Raw genomic sequence first — 15,394 nt, forward strand, 5'->3', positions numbered from 1 at the left:
ATCTCGCTCGCTGCGGCCTTGCGGGGCAGCCATTTTGAGCGTCCTGCTGGGTAAGCAAGCTGGAGCATTTATGGGCAACACCGGACTCGTTTACGATCCACGCTATCTCGAGCACGATATGGGTGCAGGGCATCCTGAGTCGCCCAATCGGCTGCGTGCGATTATGCAGCAGCTGGAACAGAGCGGGACTGCGGCTCGGTTGACCAGGATTGAACCGAGAAAGGCGGAGGACGAATGGATTACGCAGATCCACGAGGCGTCCTATCTTGAGATGCTGAAGGCTGAGGCTCCGGCGACTGGGCGGGTCTCCCTCGATGCCGATACCTCCATGTCTCCCGGTTCCTTGACCGCTGCCTATCTGGCAGCAGGCGGGGCCTTGGCCGCCGTCGATGCCATCATGTCGAAAAAAGTCGATCATGTGTTCTGTGCGGTGCGGCCGCCGGGACACCATGCAGAGGCGGGGCACGCGATGGGCTTCTGTCTCTTCAATAATGTGGCGATTGCCGCGCGCTATGCGCAGAAGCGCTATGGGTTGAGCCGGGTTTTGATCGTCGATTGGGACGTGCATCACGGGAATGGCACGCAGCATAGTTTTGAAGAGGACCCGTCGGTCTTGTTCTTCAGTACCCATCAGTTTCCCCATTATCCAGGCACGGGCCGCGCGACGGAGCGGGGCCGAGGGGCAGGGGAGGGGTTCACGATCAATGTGCCGATGGAAGCGGGGGAGGGCGATGAGGAGTACCGCGCCGTCTTTCAGAAAACGCTGGTCCCGGCAGCCGATGCCTTCAAGCCTGAATTCGTGATCATCTCAGCCGGTTTCGATGCCCATCAAGACGATCCGCTTGCGAGCATGGGGTTGACGGAAGAGGGCTACGAGGATCTCACCGGCATCGTGGCCGGCATTGCCAAGCGTCATGCAAACGGCCGCATCCTCTCGTCGCTCGAAGGCGGGTACCATCTGACATCCTTGGCTGCGTCGGTGGATCGTCACATCCAGGCTTTGTTAGCCGCATGAAAACCCTTCTTAAGATTCTGCTCGGTTCTGCTCTAGTCGGTCTGCTCGTCTATCTCTATTACACCGAGGTCAAGCCGGTCGTGATTTTCGGGTTGCGGTCCGATTATGCCCATGCGATCCCGTTTCAAAAGATCCCGGAGGGGCTGACGAGCTTGAAGGCCGAATCCTGCGGCCAATGCCACCGTGAGATTTACGACGAGTGGAAGACGAGCATCCATGCCCATGCCTATGAAGACCCGTTCTTTCAGGCCTATTGGAAGAAGGATAAGAACATTTGGGTCTGTTTGAACTGCCACACCCCGCTGGAAAACCAGCAGCCGACGTTGGTGAAGGAGATTCCGCGAGGGCGCGTCGAAAAGGCGGTGCAAGAGCCCAATCCCCATTACGACCCCGAGTATCAAAAAGAGTCGGTGACTTGCGCGGCCTGCCATGTGCGGGACGGAGTCGTCTATGGACCGTTCGAAGATTCCGCCGCGCCGCATCCGACCAAGTTCGATCCGAGTTTTCGCACCGCGCAGGTCTGCCAGCGTTGCCATAACGTGGTGTCCGGTCCGGCCCAGTTCTATAATGTGGGGCCCTGCGGGACCTACTCGGAGTATGAAGGCAAGTTCTTCATGCAGGAGCGGGGCTTCATTTGCCAGAGTTGTCACATGCCTGAAATCGACCGGCCGGTGGCGACGAATAGTCCGATCCGGCGGGGACGGCAGCATCTCTGGCGCGGCGGGCACGACCCGGATATGGTGAAACGGGCGGTGGGGGTGCAGGTCAAGGCCGATATCGTCTCCCCCAAGCCTGGCGATCGAGTGAGTTTTACCCTCACGGTCATCAATGCGGGAGCCGGCCATAAGATTCCGACGGGCGATCCGGACCGGTTTTTCACGGTGGAGTTTTCCGTAGAGGACCGGGACGGGCATGTGCTGGATCAGCAGACCTCCACGATGGGCCGCTGGATCATGTGGCAGCCGGCTATCGTCGAGTTGTATGATAACCGCCTCTTGCCCCTGGCCAGCCGGGAGTACCAGTTTACGTACCAGCTCCCGGCTCAGGCAGAGGGCTTGAAAGTCAAGGCGCGGGTGCAGTACCACATCCTGACCGACAAGCAGCATGAGATGTTGCAGACTCAGTATGGGTTGACGGGAAACGATCCCTACCGATTCGTCGTGTACGAGCGGGAGTTCCCGCTGTCCGGCGATCTTGCGGCGGCGTTAAGTGAGAACGAGCGGTCAGCGGCCCTGAGCCGCCAGCCAGAGGGGACAAGTTGTAAGGCCGGAGCTGCGGGCTGATCGCTGACAGCTCAAACCACAAAGGAACGACATGACACACCCGTTGCTGATCGATACCGAAACCCTTCAACAGAACTTGGGCCAGTCCGGCCTGGTGATTCTCGACGTGCGGGGGCGGGCCGCCTACGAATTCGGCGGCCATATTCCCGGCGCGGTGCATTCGACCTGGCACGAGTACAGCGACCCCAAGGCCGTGCCGAAGGGTCTGCTCGATCCCGATCGCGCCAGGCTGGAACAGAAGATCCGCGCCTTGGGCATCAGTCAGGACAGCGACGTGGTGATCTATTCGAATCCCTTCGACAACTGGGGCGACGAAGGCCGCATGTTCTGGATGTTGGAATATTTCGGCCATACGAAGCTGCGGATTCTCGACGGAGGGTGGGTCAAGTGGGTGCAGGAAAAGCGGCCGTTCGAACATGGTTGTGTGACGCCCAAGCCTGGGACCTTCATCGTCAAGCCGGTGACGGCCGTGATCGCGGGCAAAGAGGAGTTGAAGCAGCTCGTGAAGCAGCCGCATCCCGGCACCGTGATTTTGGATGCGCGCAGCCTCGAAGAATATCTCGGGAAAGAGGTCTCGGGCATTCCGCGGCCTGGCCATATCCCCACCGCGATCCATCTGGCCTGGACGGGATTTCTTCAGCCGAACGCCACGCTGAAAGATCTGGAAACGATTACGGAGAGTTTGGCCGATAAGGGGCTCACGCAGGACCAAGAGGTCATCTGTTATTGCACGGGCGGCGTCCGCTCAGCCTGGCTCTATTTCGTCCTCAAGCTGGCCGGCTACCGGAAGGTCCGCAACTACCCTGGATCCTGGTGGGAGTGGAGCCGTGACTTCGCTTGTCCGGTGGAAAAAGACGCCAAGGGACTACAACATATCCTGAACGTCGATCCACAAGTGCGGCCTTCTTGACAGTCAAAAAACGGCTGTGTAAGGTGAACGAGCCGATGATTATGCAACGGTTTATGTCAGTCGAATAAAGCTTAACCCTTGAGGAGGAACCCATGAAAATCAGAATCCATCGCGGAGCACTGGTCGTGGCGGCGGTGGCCGCACTTGTTGGTTTCCCGCTATTCACTGGGCTCGCTCTTGCCGAGAACAAGCATGTGAGTGAAGCGGTGGAACATGCCAAGGAAGCCGTGGCGCATGGCAAGCAGGGGCATGCCGATGCCCTGGTGCAGCATGCCGAGGGAGCGCTTAAGCATGCCGAGGCGGCAGGCCTGAAGAATCCGCATCTGGACGAAGGCATCAAGCATCTCAAAGAAGCCGTGTCCCATGGCAAGGCCGGTCACGTCGATGTGGCCACCCAACATGCGGAAGGGGCAGTCACCCATTTGTCAGAAGTGAAGTAAGCCGTTCAGTCAGAGTTTTTTCTGGAACGGGCAGGGGCGACCCTGCCCGTTCTGCTTTAGGAACAGGATGGTCATGCGAGTCGGGTATTTTCAATTCGCGCCACAGTTCGGTGAGGTCTCGCGCAATCTCGATACGATTGTGCACATGCTCGACCACGCGGATGCCGACTTGATCGTTTTGCCAGAGCTGTGCGCCTCCGGGTATCAGTTCACATCGCAGCAGGAAGTGCTCGCTCTGTCGGAGTCGGTGCCGGATGGACCGACGACGCAACGGCTGATCGATCTGGCGAAGCGTCGCAAGATGGTGATTGTCGCCGGTCTTCCTGAGCGGGCCGGATCTGTCTGCTATAACTCCGCCGTGGTCGTCGGCCCATCCGGGTTCATCGGCTGCTATCGCAAGACCCATCTGTTTTTCGAAGAAACGCTGTTCTTTACGCCGGGCGATACGGGGTTTCAGGTCTGGGATATCGGACCGGCCAAGATCGGCGTGATGATCTGTTTTGATTGGTATTACCCGGAAGCCGCTCGCACCTTGGCGCTCAAGGGGGCGGAGATCATCTGTCATCCCTCGAACTTGGTGCTGCCGGATTGCCCCGACTCCATGCCGGTTCGGTGCCGTGAGAATCGCGTCTTCGCGATTACGAGTAACCGCACGGGCAGCGAAGCACGAGGCGGCAAAGACCGGCTGACCTTTATCGGGAACAGCGAGGTTGTCGCTTCGAAGGGGGCGATTCTGCATCGTGCGCCGCGCGACCAGGACGAACTGTACATGGTTGAGATCGACCCTGCCGACGCGCGGAACAAAGCCCTCACGCCTTACAACGACCTCCTCCGTGATCGCCGCGAATCCCTCTACCGCTAGCAGGATGCTGAAACAGGCCGCTGGCTAGAAAGCGATGAACGGTGAGCGATGAGCTATGAACCGGGAGACGATTGTCCCTTCAGCGTTCCGCGTTCATCGTTTTGGGCTCGGTTTTCCGTGCCGCTTGCACCCCACAGGTTCGCACGGTAGGATTACAGCTATGAAAGCTCCACTCGGAAAAGGCATCTTCCTCATTGCAGCGCCGTCCTTGCGCGATCCGAATTTTCGGCAGACCGTGGTGTTGCTGTGCGAGCACGGGGCTGAGGGCGCGCTGGGCGTCGTGGTCAATCGCCCGACGGCCATGTCGGTCTCGGAGGCCTTGCCGCAAGTGCCGATTCTCGAAGGCCAGCGGCACGTGCTGTTTTCCGGAGGGCCGGTGCAGACGAATCAGGTCATGATGCTTTATCGCTTGGATCAACTGCCTGAGAATTCCCATCATGTCTTCGATGGGATTTGTCTCGGAGGGGATGCAGAACTGGTCGATCGTATTTTAACTGCCAGTGAAGGGCGCGATGCGTTCCGTGCCTATCTCGGCTATTCCGGCTGGGGGCCAGGGCAGTTGGAGTCTGAAATGAAGACCGGATCCTGGTTCACCATCCCGGCAGATTCCGATGTTGTCTTCGACAAGGATCCCACTCGTGTCTGGCCCGACATCGTGAGTGCCCTCGGTGACGACTATCGCCTGTATGCGGACATGCCGTTCGACCCCTCCCTAAATTAGCAGGATGCTGAAAAAGCCCGCCAGCTTCGTTCTCGGAACCCGTGAAACGTGAAACGAGGGTCAGCTCGGAGCTGCGGTTTTGCTGACGGTATTTTTGAGCATCCTGCGGGGGGCGCCGTCCAGGAGCTGTTCGCGGTGTGGATTCAGTGAATGCCCACCAGGTTTCAATAGCCTGTTAGTCTCGCGGCTATTCTTCCTCCCTCAGTTCCATTGCAGCCTGTTTGTGCCGGTGGTACCCTGCCTCCTCGTGCGGTTTGCCTCTTTGGAGCGGCGTTGTATGGGGAGACGGATTGGCTGTTGTGTCGGACTAGCCCTCCTTGCCTATGCCTGTTCCGGCTGCGGCGTGCTCTATACAGCGGTGAAATCTGAATCCAAACTGGATCGGCTGGCTGTGCCGATGACGAAGGCCGAGGTGATTGACCAGATCGGCCGTCCGGATCGTGTCTTGCGCGACGATGGCCGCCTCCTGGTCTGGGAATATTCCCTCACGGCCCGTAAACAGTGGCTCTATGAGTTGGCGCTCTGCCCTGTGTCCGTCTGGATCGGCGGCTGCATTTTCTACCCCTTCACCAACGTCGCAACAGAACATCAACGCGAATATCCCTACCACGTCGTGCTGGTGAACGATGAGCTTTGTGCCTGGGGTGCGCCATCAGCCATTCTGCAACGGCGCCGCGCCTGTGCCTCGTCCGGCATTGCCGCGCTAGGATCCGGCGGGATGCTTGGACGGCCTGAGCCGGTCGTCACCGGCGTCGGCCCGATCAATCGGGACACGATCGATCGCTATCGGACGATGGCCGTGCTGCCTTTCGTCGATGCGGCAGCAGCCCAAGGATCCGGCTCTCGTGTCGCCGGGATCGTGACGACCTTGCTGTTGGACTTGGACGTCAATATGGTCGAGCGAGCCAAGCTCGACGACCTGCTCAAGGAACAGGTCATTCAACTGAAACATGCCGACGATGCTGCGGTCCTGAAAGTCGGGAAGCTCGTCGGCGCGCAGGCCATTGTCGTAGGCGAAGTGCAACAATGGGAGCGCACAGAGGGAGATCAGGTCAGCCGTGTGTCGTTGGCGCTACGGATGATCGATGTCGAGAGCGGCTTGGTGTTATTCAACGGGGACGGGCAGGGCTCGGATGCCACGGCGGATGATCCGGAGGGTTTGGCCCGCGTCATCGCGCACCGGATTCTCGCGCGGTTCGGTTCACAGACCGGGCTGCTCGGGTCCGGACGGATCGGCGTGAACTGGGAGCTGCAAGAGTTAGCCGGCGCTCGCTACTACCTCGTGAAGGAACTGCGCGGCGGCCTGCCTGCTGACAAGGCAGGTCTCAAGGTCGGGGATCGAGTCGTGGCCTGTAACGGGGTCGGCCTGGCGACAGTTCAATCAGAACGAGCGGCCAAGCGGCTCTGTCAGGTCGAAGTAGGTCAGATCTTGAAACTCGATATCCGGCGAGGTGGTTCTCCGTTGGAACTCAGCATCATAGCCGAATCGAGACCGGGGCTCTGAACCGATGGATAAGACGCGCAACCTAAGAGGGCGGAAGCGAGGGGCCTATACGCAGGCCGATCGCCTCGTCCGTATGATGCGGACTTTGGCCAGTCGAGCTGTGACGATCAATGGGCTGGCCGGCGAATTCGGGATTACCCGACGGCAGGTGTATCGTGATCTGGCGGAGATTGAAAAAGAAGGTCACCCCATCGAACGGTCTGAGGGATCGGGCGAGAAGATGTGGCAATTGCCTCTCGGCTACAAAGGTCTTCCGCAGATTGCCATCACTCAGTATGAACTCATGTCGCTGCATCTGGCGAAGAATCATCTGGCCTATTTGAATGGCACGCCGTTCGTCGATGACCTCGAAAGCGTGATTGCGAAAGTCGAGGCTGGGCTTCCCGCCAAGACTGCGAATCATCTGGAGCGAATCAGCCGTGTGTTTGCCCCCGTACAAGGACCGAAACGGTCCTATGCGAAGCAGAAGAAGATTTTGACCGATCTCAGGAGGGCGCTGCTCCTGCAACGCACCGTGATTCTGGACCATCAAAGGCCGGATTATGAGGAGTCGACTCCGCATTGTGTCGACCCCTATGTGTTGGTGCTTTACCAGTATGGCCTCTATGTGGTGGGCTACTCGCATCGCGCCAAGGCGCCGCGCATGTTTGCCGTTGAGCGCATCCATCGAGTCCAACTTACGGAGGATAGTTTTAATATGCCTTCTGATCCTTTGCGGGAGGCCTTGCCTCGTAACTCTTTCGGTTTGATCGACGAGCCCCCCAAGGCCGTGCGTATCCGGTTCAGTCCGAATGTGGCCTACCTGCTCAAAGAGCGTCAGTGGCATCCAACCCAATCGCTCACACAGCATAAAGACAAGTCCGTCACCGTTACCTTCGAGGCGGGTGGGCTGGACGAAATCACCTCGTGGGTCCTTTCCTGGGGCGCCGATGCCAAAGTGCTGAGTCCGCCAGAGTTAGTCCAGTCTGTTCGTGCTCATCTCACCGCAGCCAGCAAGCAATACTCGACAAATAAATTGAAGGCGTGACGTAGTCTGTCACAGGCCGGTGCTAGCTTCCTTGCATATCTACAAAGGAGGCTCGCTATGCTCAATAGACGTGCATTCATTCAGACTGCGGCGGCCGTAGGACTCAGCAGCCTCGTTCCTCTGCTCTCGCAATCCAGCGTCTCAGCCAGTGATGAAAGGTTCGTTGCTCCTGGTAGGCAGGCAGGCGGAATAGTGAGCGGCAGCGCGGGGAGTCTTGTGGCCGTTGAGCAATGGGAAAATCTCCTGGACGATTTGGATTGCATCGAGCTGGCAGCTCGTTATACCTGGCTGACAAGCATCGCCGGAAAAATGGCACGCACCGGTGGAGAAGCGTTAAGCTTCTATGCCCATTGTCCCTTCTGTTCCTCAAACGACAGCCTCTATCTGAGAGAGGGTTCGTATCATTGCTGTGACTGTCAGTCGCATGGCTCAGCGATTGACTTCTTTATGAACGTAGAGAAGTGCTCCTGTTCTACGGCAATCGCCGGTCTTCAATCATTGCTGAATGCCGGTGATCTACAGGGGCGTCGGCTTGAACAGCAGCAGCGTTGGGAAATCATGGCCGAGGCTAGACGGTTCTATCAGGAGGTGCTCTGGCACCGTGCGGAGGGAGCTAGGGCCAAGAGATGGTTGAGCGAACAGGGGATTGGAACGGGCACGGTCGAACGCTTTGGGCTTGGCTATGCTCCTCTGGAGTCGGATGAGTTGTTGCAGAATCATCTGCTCGGCCAGGGATATAGCCTTGGCGCCATGGAGGCCTCCGGAGTGATCTTCCGGAACGCCAAGGACCGGATGAAAGATTCGTGCAAGGGCATGATTATTCCAATTGGTGATCATGAGGGAAACTTATGTGGATTTTGCACGAACAGAAATATGGTCGATGCAGATCCCTCAGTCGCAGACCATTGGGTGCAAAGTACCTCTTCCTTTTCGGAACGACGCTTGAGGCGGTTGATCGTGCCTGCGCCGATGTGGCCTCAGGATTTGAATAAGTTTGAGGAGGTCGTCATCACGAGAACCGCGTGGGAAGTTGTGTTGTTGCACAGCGTAGGGATAGAGAATGCCGTCTATATTGTTGAGGACTGGCACCGGCCGAATCCCCATGCCATGAGAACGGTCTGTGCGCTTGCCAAGACTCTTATCTATCCTTGCCGCGCAGAAGGCGATACGAGCCGAGAGATTGAAGCGATCATGGAGCAAGTGGGATCCGACTATCCGCGAGCAAAACTCTTGGTCCTGCCGGAGGGAAGGTGGCTGTTGGAATTGCTACAGCGGCAAGGCCTCGAAGCCGTACGGACCGCAATGGGGTCGGCAGTTCCCTTGAGTAAGATGCTGGCTTCTTGATCGGTGAAACGAGGGTAGCGTGCCAAAATGGAATGGGTCTTGAGTCTGATTCCTCAGCTCGTCAGTGCAGCGGATGATCTCAGCCAAGCGACCATGGACAGGCCGCTCACAGCGGTCATACAGGAGCACATTGTCTGTAGGAAAACTTCGGACATCACGAAGATGAGTTTCTGGAGGCGATGCGGATCGAAAATCCGGCACGACGAAGCCATGCGCTGGAATCTCTGAGAGTGCAAGTGTTGGATAGGTGTGGCGTGCGATTCTAGGAGGAGGAGTATGGCAACCAAATGCAAGTTTTGTAACTCTACGTCGTTCGGTTCCGGCTGTTCCACGAGCCCTCATAAACGACACGAGCACAGTGGAATGGATGAAAAACATTGCGTGTTTTGCAACTTAACGTCCTATGGCCGAGGCTGCGCCAACGGCCTCTCGAATGTTCACCGTCATGGCAGCGGTACGAACAAGTGCGTATACTGCGGCTTGACCGCCATGGGCAGTGGGTGCCCCAATAGTCCGCATAAGAATCATGAACGATGAGTATATTTGAAGAAACGGATAAGCTGATCAAGAAATATGGATAACATACAGCTAAAGGCTCTCTATACGGAGTTCTTTGAGGAAATCGCTTTTGACTCGGAGATAGCAGGAAAATGTTCGCTGCCACTATTGTTGCACGTAGGGCCTACATGGAAGGAGAGCAAGCACAGGTTGCTAATTGTCGGACAGGAAACCCGTGGTTGGGATTTTCATCAAGGAGACTATTACGATTGGCCGTATCCACCGATAAAGCACCTCTCAGAATTCGTCAACTTAGCTAATCGCATCGGTGTTCTGATGAAGGGATACAGAGACTTCGAATTCGCAAAACATCAAGTGCCAGAGCATAGAAGCCCTTTCTGGCGAGCGTTTAGACATCTGGGTGCGTCACCTGATGTCTCAGTCCTTTGGACCAATCTGTTTCGCGTCTCTTTCAAAGGGGGATCAGTTATTCAGAATACATCTCCTGGAGAACTGAACCATATACTCAGTACACAGAAAGGTCTCTTAGAAAAAGAGGTTCGTTTGCTTCAGCCTACAGCCGTGGTATTTTTCACCGGACCATACTATGACTGTGCACTTCGAAATGAGTTCGCCGACGTCAGTTTTCATCCGGTGCAAGGTCACGAAGAGCGGCAGTTTGCTCAACTGCGAGCCAACAGCCTGCCGACTCAATCGTATCGCACGTATCACCCGAATTATCTTGCTCGAAGTCGAGAGCGTTGGACATGGCTCAATCAATTCGCTCAACTAATAATCCCTAGTTGAGAGCGGCGTGTTATCTAGTGGTCAGTGCGCTTGCGAGAAATCTCCCCGTATGAGACCCGGCCACCTTCGCGACCTGTTCCGGTCTTCCTTCCGCCACGATCTGTCCGCCTGCCGATCCGCCTTCCGGCCCTAGGTCGATAATCCAATCGGCGCTCTTGATCACGTCCAGATTGTGTTCCACGACCACCACGGTATTGCCGCTGTTCACCAGCTTCTGCAACATCGCCAGGAGCTTCTTGATGTCCTCGACGTGCAGACCCGTAGTCGGCTCATCCATGATATAGAGCCCGTTCTTCGTGGAGGAGCCTTTGAGTTCTGCTGCGATTTTCAACCGCTGGGCTTCGCCGCCGGAGAGGGTGGTCGCGGCTTGGCCGAGCCGGAGATAGCCGAGCCCGATGGACGTGAGCAGGTGGAGTTTTTCTGTCAGCTTGGGCGAACCGCTGAAAAAGCCCAGCGCGTCTTCGGCGGTCATCTGCAAGACGTCATGGATCGTTTTCCCGCGATAGCGAATGGAGAGGACGCTCGGTTTGAATCGCTTCCCGTCGCAGGCGTCGCAGGTGGCATAGATATCCTCGAAGAAATACATTTCCAGCTTTTCGACGCCGCTCCCTTCGCATTTGTCGCATCGGCCACCGGCGGTATTAAAGGAGAAATGGCCGGGAGTCAGCCCGCCTCTGAGCGCCTCGCGTTCGGAGGCGAAGAGGGCGCGAACTTCATCGAAGGCTTTCAGGTAGGTGATTGGATTGGAGCGGGGGGTTCGGCCGATCGGTTCCTGGTCGATGAGTTTGATGCCGGTCAGATGTTCGATTCCCTTGATCGCGCGAAACTTGCCCATGGGCAGCGACTCAGTGCGAAAGGCGCGGGCGACGGCGCGATAGAGCGTGTCTTCGACCAAGGTGCTCTTGCCGGAGCCGGAGACACCGGTGACACAGACCAACATGCCGAGCGGAATACGGACAAAGAGATCTTTGAGGTTGTTCTCGCAGGCTCCGGCGATGACCAGCAGTTTCCCATTTCCCTTCCGGCGAGAGCGGGGCGTGGCAATCTCGTCTTCGCCACGCAGGTAGCGCGCCGTAATCGACCGCTTGTCTGCGATGAATTCCTGTCGCGGCGCGGCGCAGATCACCTCGCCGCCCTTTTCTCCCGACAGGGGGCCCAGCTCGACGAGATAGTCGGATGCCAGCATCATCTGGCGATCATGTTCGACGACGACCACGGTGTTGCCCTGGATTGCCAGCTCTCGCAGGATGCCGGCGAGCGTCGCTGTGTCGCGCGGGTGGAGCCCGATGGTCGGCTCGTCGAGGACGTAGAGCGTGCCGACCAATCGCGCGCCGAGTTGATTGGCCAAGGCGGCACGCTGGGCCTCGCCTCCCGAGAGCGTGCGGGTCTGACGGGAGAGCGTCAGATAGCTGAGGCCCACGCGGAGGAGAAAGCCGAGTTTGGCCGTCAACTGTCTGAGGATGTCGCAGGCGACCTGTTCTTCATAGGACGAGAGGGGGAGGGCTGTGATCCAGGCTGCAACCTCTTCGATCGTGAGAGCCGAAATCTCATGAATGTCTCGGCCTGCGATCTTCACGTAGCGCGCGTCCGGTCTGAGGCGGGAGCCAGCGCAAGTCGGGCAGGGGACCGGCGTCCTGTAGCGGCTGAGCATGACGCGCACATGCAGTTTGTAGCGCTTCCCTTCCAGGTAGTCGAAGAATTGCTGCACCCCCTCCATCTTGCCTGCTCCCTGCCAGAGGATCTGCTGGATATCCTGGGGCAGGTCCTTGTAGGGGAGGGAGAGGTCAACGCCGCGCCGCTTCATGGAGAGCAACATTTGCTTCTGCCACCAATCGCCGCTGGGCTTGCTCCAGGGCTCGATGGCGCCTTGGGCCAGCGACTTGCTGTGGTCGGGAATGACGAGGTCGGGATCGTAGCGGAGAATATTGCCAAACCCTTTGCATTCGGGACAGGCGCCGAGCGGATGATTGAAGGAAAAGAGGACCGGACGAATCGGTTCGAAGGTTCTGCCGCATGGCTGGCAGCGGAAGTCCGTGCTGTAGGTGCGGGCGCCCTGGTCGATGACCTCCACGCGGCAGAGGCCCTCGCCCTCGCGCAACGCGGTTTCGATCGCTTCGACGAGGCGGGACCGATTGTCTTCCCGGATCACCAGCCGGTCGAGGACCACATGGAGATGGTCCGGCCTGGCCTTGGGCAGGCTGTGGACCTCGTGGAGATCAAGGATTTCCTTGTCGCACTGGAGTCTGGTGAAGCCGCGCAGTAAGAGTGATTGGAGAAAGGCCTGGTCCTGTTTCGGAGCCGGGGCTTTGACCGGAAAGAGGATCATCGCACGGGCGTCGGCGCAATGGCTCAGGAGGTCGTCGGCGATGCTGCCAGGCTGAAAGCTGCGCGCTTCGATGGCGCAGTCGGGGCAGACCGGATGGCCCACCTTGGCGAAGAGGAGTCGCAGGAGGTCGGCAATCTCGGTCGTGGTCCCGACCGTCGAACGGGCGGTGCGGATGGGGTTCTTCTGCTCGATCGCAATGGCGGGGCGGACGTTGATGATCCGGTCGACATCGGGCCGATTGACCTTGTCGAGAAACATGCGGGCATAGATGGAGAGCGATTCCACATAGCGCCATTGGCCTTCGGCGAACAGGGTGTCGAAGGCGAGCGAGGATTTTCCCGATCCCGATACCCCCGTGATGGCCGTGACCTGATTGTGGGGGATGCGGAGCGAGATGTTCTTGAGGTTGTTTTGACGCGCCCCTTCGACGATCAGGTCTCGTGCAGGAATGGGAGGCTGCCTAGTGCTTGCCATAGATTGTTGCGCGGTCCAGAAAATCTGAGCATCGTAACAATCCCCCAGCAGGGGTTCAAGGAGAGATCGAGAGAAGCGGACGCGGCGGTTATCGGATGGCCAGTTTGACCAGCCCGATACAGCCGAAGTAGAGGGTCATGGAGAGGGCCATGGCAGGCCAGAAGCCGATTCTCGGCACGCCATGGATCATGGCAAGCACGTAGACGATCCAGGGCGGCACAAACCACAAGAGGTTCTTCGCGTAGCCCACCAGGGACTCGCTGCCCCCGTTCAGATAGATCAGAATGAACGTCGCTCCCGTGATGGCAGGGAAGGTGCTGGCAAAGGCGGCGAGGAACGAACGGCCTTGAGAGCCGAGGTAGGTGGAGACGCTGACGATGGTGCCGCCCAATAGAAAATAGACTGCATATTTCACGAAATCATTCACGTTGCCCTCTCCTCAGGTTCCTTGAAACGCTTCTCTCGCCTCTCGCTCCAAGGCTTCGCCCTGTCCTGTATACCGGGGTGAGAAGTGAAAGACGACTAAGTCGCGCACCTGGGCCTTGCGTGCCATGAGGCCTGCCTGTCTGGCGGTCAGATGATAGCGGCTGCGGGCTTTTTCTGCATCGACCTCCAGGTAGGGTGATTCACAGTAGAGCAGGTCTGCGCCCTGAGCGAGGGCAATGATTTTCGCTTCATTCTCTTCGTCGAATCTGGCATCGACCACGTAGGCAATCTTTTGCCCTCGTGAGATGGTGCAAAACCGTTCTTTGACCTCGCCCAATATCAGCTCCCGCTCCTCGCGGTGGTGTTCATCGTAGAGGGTGGCCGTGAAGCGGAACTCGTCCGGTTGCCCCTGCCAGACGTATTGCTTCACATCCTTGAGCCAGGAGCCGACCGGCAGGTTCGCCTCGTGGAGCTTCTGCTTATTCACATTGATATGGAATTGTTCCTCCAGGGAATAGGCAAACGAGGGAATGCGATGGTTCAAGGCGACCGCGTTCACGGTGAACATGGGATCGGTGAGGACCGTGAATCGGCCTGTGGCTGGTTCCTGTGCGAGCGCGCGCGATGGTTGTGCGTCGGGGCGGAATGAGTCGGTGGCGCGGAATAGGGTCCGTTTGATTTCCTGAGGATGAAATTCCTGAACGTCCAGGGTCAGGGGATAGCCATCCACTAGATTCCAGGTGTAGCCCTGCAATTTGCCCTGCACATTGTTGATGAGTCCGGGAGGGCCGAACAGCCGGACGGTCTTGCCCCGCCCCAAGGCCACTCGCAGGACTCGGTCGAAGCCGATGAAGTGGTCCAGGTGCGTGTGGGAAATAAAGATGTCGTTGGCTCGCAGGAGCCTCCTCGCTCCCAGCCCGTCATTGTGGCCGAGGTCGAACAGCAGCGCCTGCTTCGACCAGCGAACCTCGACATAGACGCCAGGGTCCCCGAAGACGTCATTTACCAGAACACTGGAGAAGGAAGGGTTCATGGATCGCTCATGGCATTAGGGTAGCCCGGATGGCGCAATACATCACCAGTACTTCCACGGCGTGGGCGATGATCGTGGCATAGAGGTTATTGGTTCTCAGCCAGATGATGCCCCAGATGAGACCGTCCCAGAGGGCGATCCAATGGAGGTGCTGGAAAGTATTGACCATGAAGGGGTCGAATGCAAATGTGATCGCGCTGATTCCCAGCGCCATGGCGCTCGCCAGTGGAGAGAGTTTCGGACCAAGCAGTTGCCTCCCCCAGGAAAGCAGCCGTCCCAGCATAAAGCCGCGAAAGTTGATTTCGACAAAGAGCGCAATGAGGCAGATGAACCAGGGGACCATGACGAAGAGGGGCAGTTGGGCATGCGGCGTCGTTATCAGGAAGCCGATGTCATAGCCCAGAGAGGGAGAGATCGAGAGAATCACGACGCTGTTGAGGCAACCGAGCAGCAAGCCGGTCAGGAGCCCCCAACGAAGACCCTCCCCTATATTTCGTTGTTCCAACCCGAGCCGCGCCGCGATACCGCGGTTCTGTGTGGCCCAAAGGCCGAAGGCCAGATAGGCGAGGATCTGTGGCGCGAATTGGACGAGCGTCTGTTCTTGGAGCGCGGCGGGAAGGGCATAGAAGTCGAGCGTCGCGGCGATGGGGAGCAGCGCGAGGACCGCGCCCCGTTCTTCTGCCTGAGTCGGTGCTGCGTGAGGACCAGGCCCGGGCTCCATCAT

General features: G+C 58.1%; 14 protein-coding genes. 10 read left to right on the forward strand and 4 right to left on the reverse strand.

Annotated features, from left to right (window positions below; genetic code table 11):
• The first annotated feature begins 70 nt into the window (after positions 1 to 70).
• The 10 genes from NT179_08430 to NT179_08475 all read left to right on the forward strand — a co-directional run bounded on the left by NT179_08430 (position 71) and on the right by NT179_08475 (position 10,411).
• Positions 71 to 1,015: a histone deacetylase gene (locus NT179_08430; GenBank protein ID MCX5722038.1), complete on the forward strand. Its 945-nt coding sequence runs from the start codon at positions 71 to 73 to the stop codon at positions 1,013 to 1,015.
• On the forward strand, positions 1,012 to 2,298 hold the full coding sequence (locus NT179_08435; protein MCX5722039.1) for a multiheme c-type cytochrome: 1,287 nt from the start codon (positions 1,012 to 1,014) through the stop codon (positions 2,296 to 2,298). The genes NT179_08430 and NT179_08435 overlap by 4 nt, the downstream gene beginning before the upstream one ends.
• A gap of 31 nt (positions 2,299 to 2,329) precedes the next feature.
• The gene (locus tag NT179_08440; GenBank protein MCX5722040.1) at positions 2,330 to 3,208 is read left to right on the forward strand and encodes a sulfurtransferase; all 879 of its coding nucleotides are present in this window, start codon (positions 2,330 to 2,332) and stop codon (positions 3,206 to 3,208) included.
• A gap of 92 nt (positions 3,209 to 3,300) precedes the next feature.
• Positions 3,301 to 3,648 (forward strand): small metal-binding protein SmbP, encoded by a 348-nt coding sequence (gene smbP, locus NT179_08445; GenBank protein MCX5722041.1) that lies wholly within the window; start codon positions 3,301 to 3,303, stop codon positions 3,646 to 3,648.
• 73 nt (positions 3,649 to 3,721) lie between these two features.
• Positions 3,722 to 4,510, forward strand: coding sequence for an acyltransferase (locus tag NT179_08450; protein ID MCX5722042.1), 789 nt, complete (start codon positions 3,722 to 3,724; stop codon positions 4,508 to 4,510).
• 160 nt (positions 4,511 to 4,670) lie between these two features.
• Positions 4,671 to 5,231: a YqgE/AlgH family protein gene (locus NT179_08455; GenBank protein MCX5722043.1), complete on the forward strand. Its 561-nt coding sequence runs from the start codon at positions 4,671 to 4,673 to the stop codon at positions 5,229 to 5,231.
• A gap of 277 nt (positions 5,232 to 5,508) precedes the next feature.
• On the forward strand, positions 5,509 to 6,735 hold the full coding sequence (locus NT179_08460) for a PDZ domain-containing protein (protein ID MCX5722044.1): 1,227 nt from the start codon (positions 5,509 to 5,511) through the stop codon (positions 6,733 to 6,735).
• 4 nt (positions 6,736 to 6,739) lie between these two features.
• Positions 6,740 to 7,762 (forward strand): transcriptional regulator, encoded by a 1,023-nt coding sequence (locus NT179_08465; GenBank protein MCX5722045.1) that lies wholly within the window; start codon positions 6,740 to 6,742, stop codon positions 7,760 to 7,762.
• Positions 7,763 to 7,954: 192 nt separating this feature from the next.
• A complete protein-coding gene (locus NT179_08470) occupies positions 7,955 to 9,106 on the forward strand; it encodes a CHC2 zinc finger domain-containing protein (GenBank protein ID MCX5722046.1) in 1,152 nt (383 codons plus the stop codon).
• Positions 9,107 to 9,679: 573 nt separating this feature from the next.
• A complete protein-coding gene (locus tag NT179_08475; protein MCX5722047.1) occupies positions 9,680 to 10,411 on the forward strand; it encodes a hypothetical protein in 732 nt (243 codons plus the stop codon).
• 10 nt (positions 10,412 to 10,421) lie between these two features.
• On the opposite strand, the gene uvrA is transcribed toward NT179_08475, so the two are convergent.
• From uvrA to NT179_08495, 4 genes are all read right to left on the reverse strand, one after another.
• Positions 10,422 to 13,211: an excinuclease ABC subunit UvrA gene (uvrA, locus tag NT179_08480; protein MCX5722048.1), complete on the reverse strand. Its 2,790-nt coding sequence runs from the start codon at positions 13,209 to 13,211 to the stop codon at positions 10,422 to 10,424.
• Between the two features lie 88 nt (positions 13,212 to 13,299).
• The gene (locus NT179_08485) at positions 13,300 to 13,638 is read right to left on the reverse strand and encodes a DUF3147 domain-containing protein (protein ID MCX5722049.1); all 339 of its coding nucleotides are present in this window, start codon (positions 13,636 to 13,638) and stop codon (positions 13,300 to 13,302) included.
• A 12-nt stretch (positions 13,639 to 13,650) separates the two neighbouring features.
• A complete protein-coding gene (locus NT179_08490; GenBank protein ID MCX5722050.1) occupies positions 13,651 to 14,670 on the reverse strand; it encodes a ribonuclease Z in 1,020 nt (339 codons plus the stop codon).
• A 7-nt stretch (positions 14,671 to 14,677) separates the two neighbouring features.
• Entirely contained in the window at positions 14,678 to 15,394 is a 717-nt protein-coding gene (locus NT179_08495) for a CPBP family intramembrane metalloprotease (protein ID MCX5722051.1), read from the reverse strand.

Source organism: Nitrospirota bacterium, assembly GCA_026387665.1.
GTDB lineage: Bacteria > Nitrospirota > Nitrospiria > Nitrospirales > Nitrospiraceae > Palsa-1315.

What these genes read in the sequence shown, in the direction of transcription:
- NT179_08430 (MCX5722038.1), top strand. Translation starts at nt 71, where the DNA reads ATGGGCAACACCGGACTCGTTTACGATCCACGCTATCTCGAGCACGAT.
- NT179_08435 (MCX5722039.1), top strand. Translation starts at nt 1,012, where the DNA reads ATGAAAACCCTTCTTAAGATTCTGCTCGGTTCTGCTCTAGTCGGTCTG.
- NT179_08440 (MCX5722040.1), top strand. Translation starts at nt 2,330, where the DNA reads ATGACACACCCGTTGCTGATCGATACCGAAACCCTTCAACAGAACTTG.
- smbP (MCX5722041.1), top strand. Translation starts at nt 3,301, where the DNA reads ATGAAAATCAGAATCCATCGCGGAGCACTGGTCGTGGCGGCGGTGGCC.
- NT179_08450 (MCX5722042.1), top strand. Translation starts at nt 3,722, where the DNA reads ATGCGAGTCGGGTATTTTCAATTCGCGCCACAGTTCGGTGAGGTCTCG.
- NT179_08455 (MCX5722043.1), top strand. Translation starts at nt 4,671, where the DNA reads ATGAAAGCTCCACTCGGAAAAGGCATCTTCCTCATTGCAGCGCCGTCC.
- NT179_08460 (MCX5722044.1), top strand. Translation starts at nt 5,509, where the DNA reads ATGGGGAGACGGATTGGCTGTTGTGTCGGACTAGCCCTCCTTGCCTAT.
- NT179_08465 (MCX5722045.1), top strand. Translation starts at nt 6,740, where the DNA reads ATGGATAAGACGCGCAACCTAAGAGGGCGGAAGCGAGGGGCCTATACG.
- NT179_08475 (MCX5722047.1), top strand. Translation starts at nt 9,680, where the DNA reads ATGGATAACATACAGCTAAAGGCTCTCTATACGGAGTTCTTTGAGGAA.
- uvrA (MCX5722048.1), bottom strand. Translation starts at nt 13,211, where the DNA reads ATGGCAAGCACTAGGCAGCCTCCCATTCCTGCACGAGACCTGATCGTC.
- NT179_08490 (MCX5722050.1), bottom strand. Translation starts at nt 14,670, where the DNA reads ATGAACCCTTCCTTCTCCAGTGTTCTGGTAAATGACGTCTTCGGGGAC.
- NT179_08495 (MCX5722051.1), bottom strand. Translation starts at nt 15,394, where the DNA reads ATGATGGAGCCCGGGCCTGGTCCTCACGCAGCACCGACTCAGGCAGAA.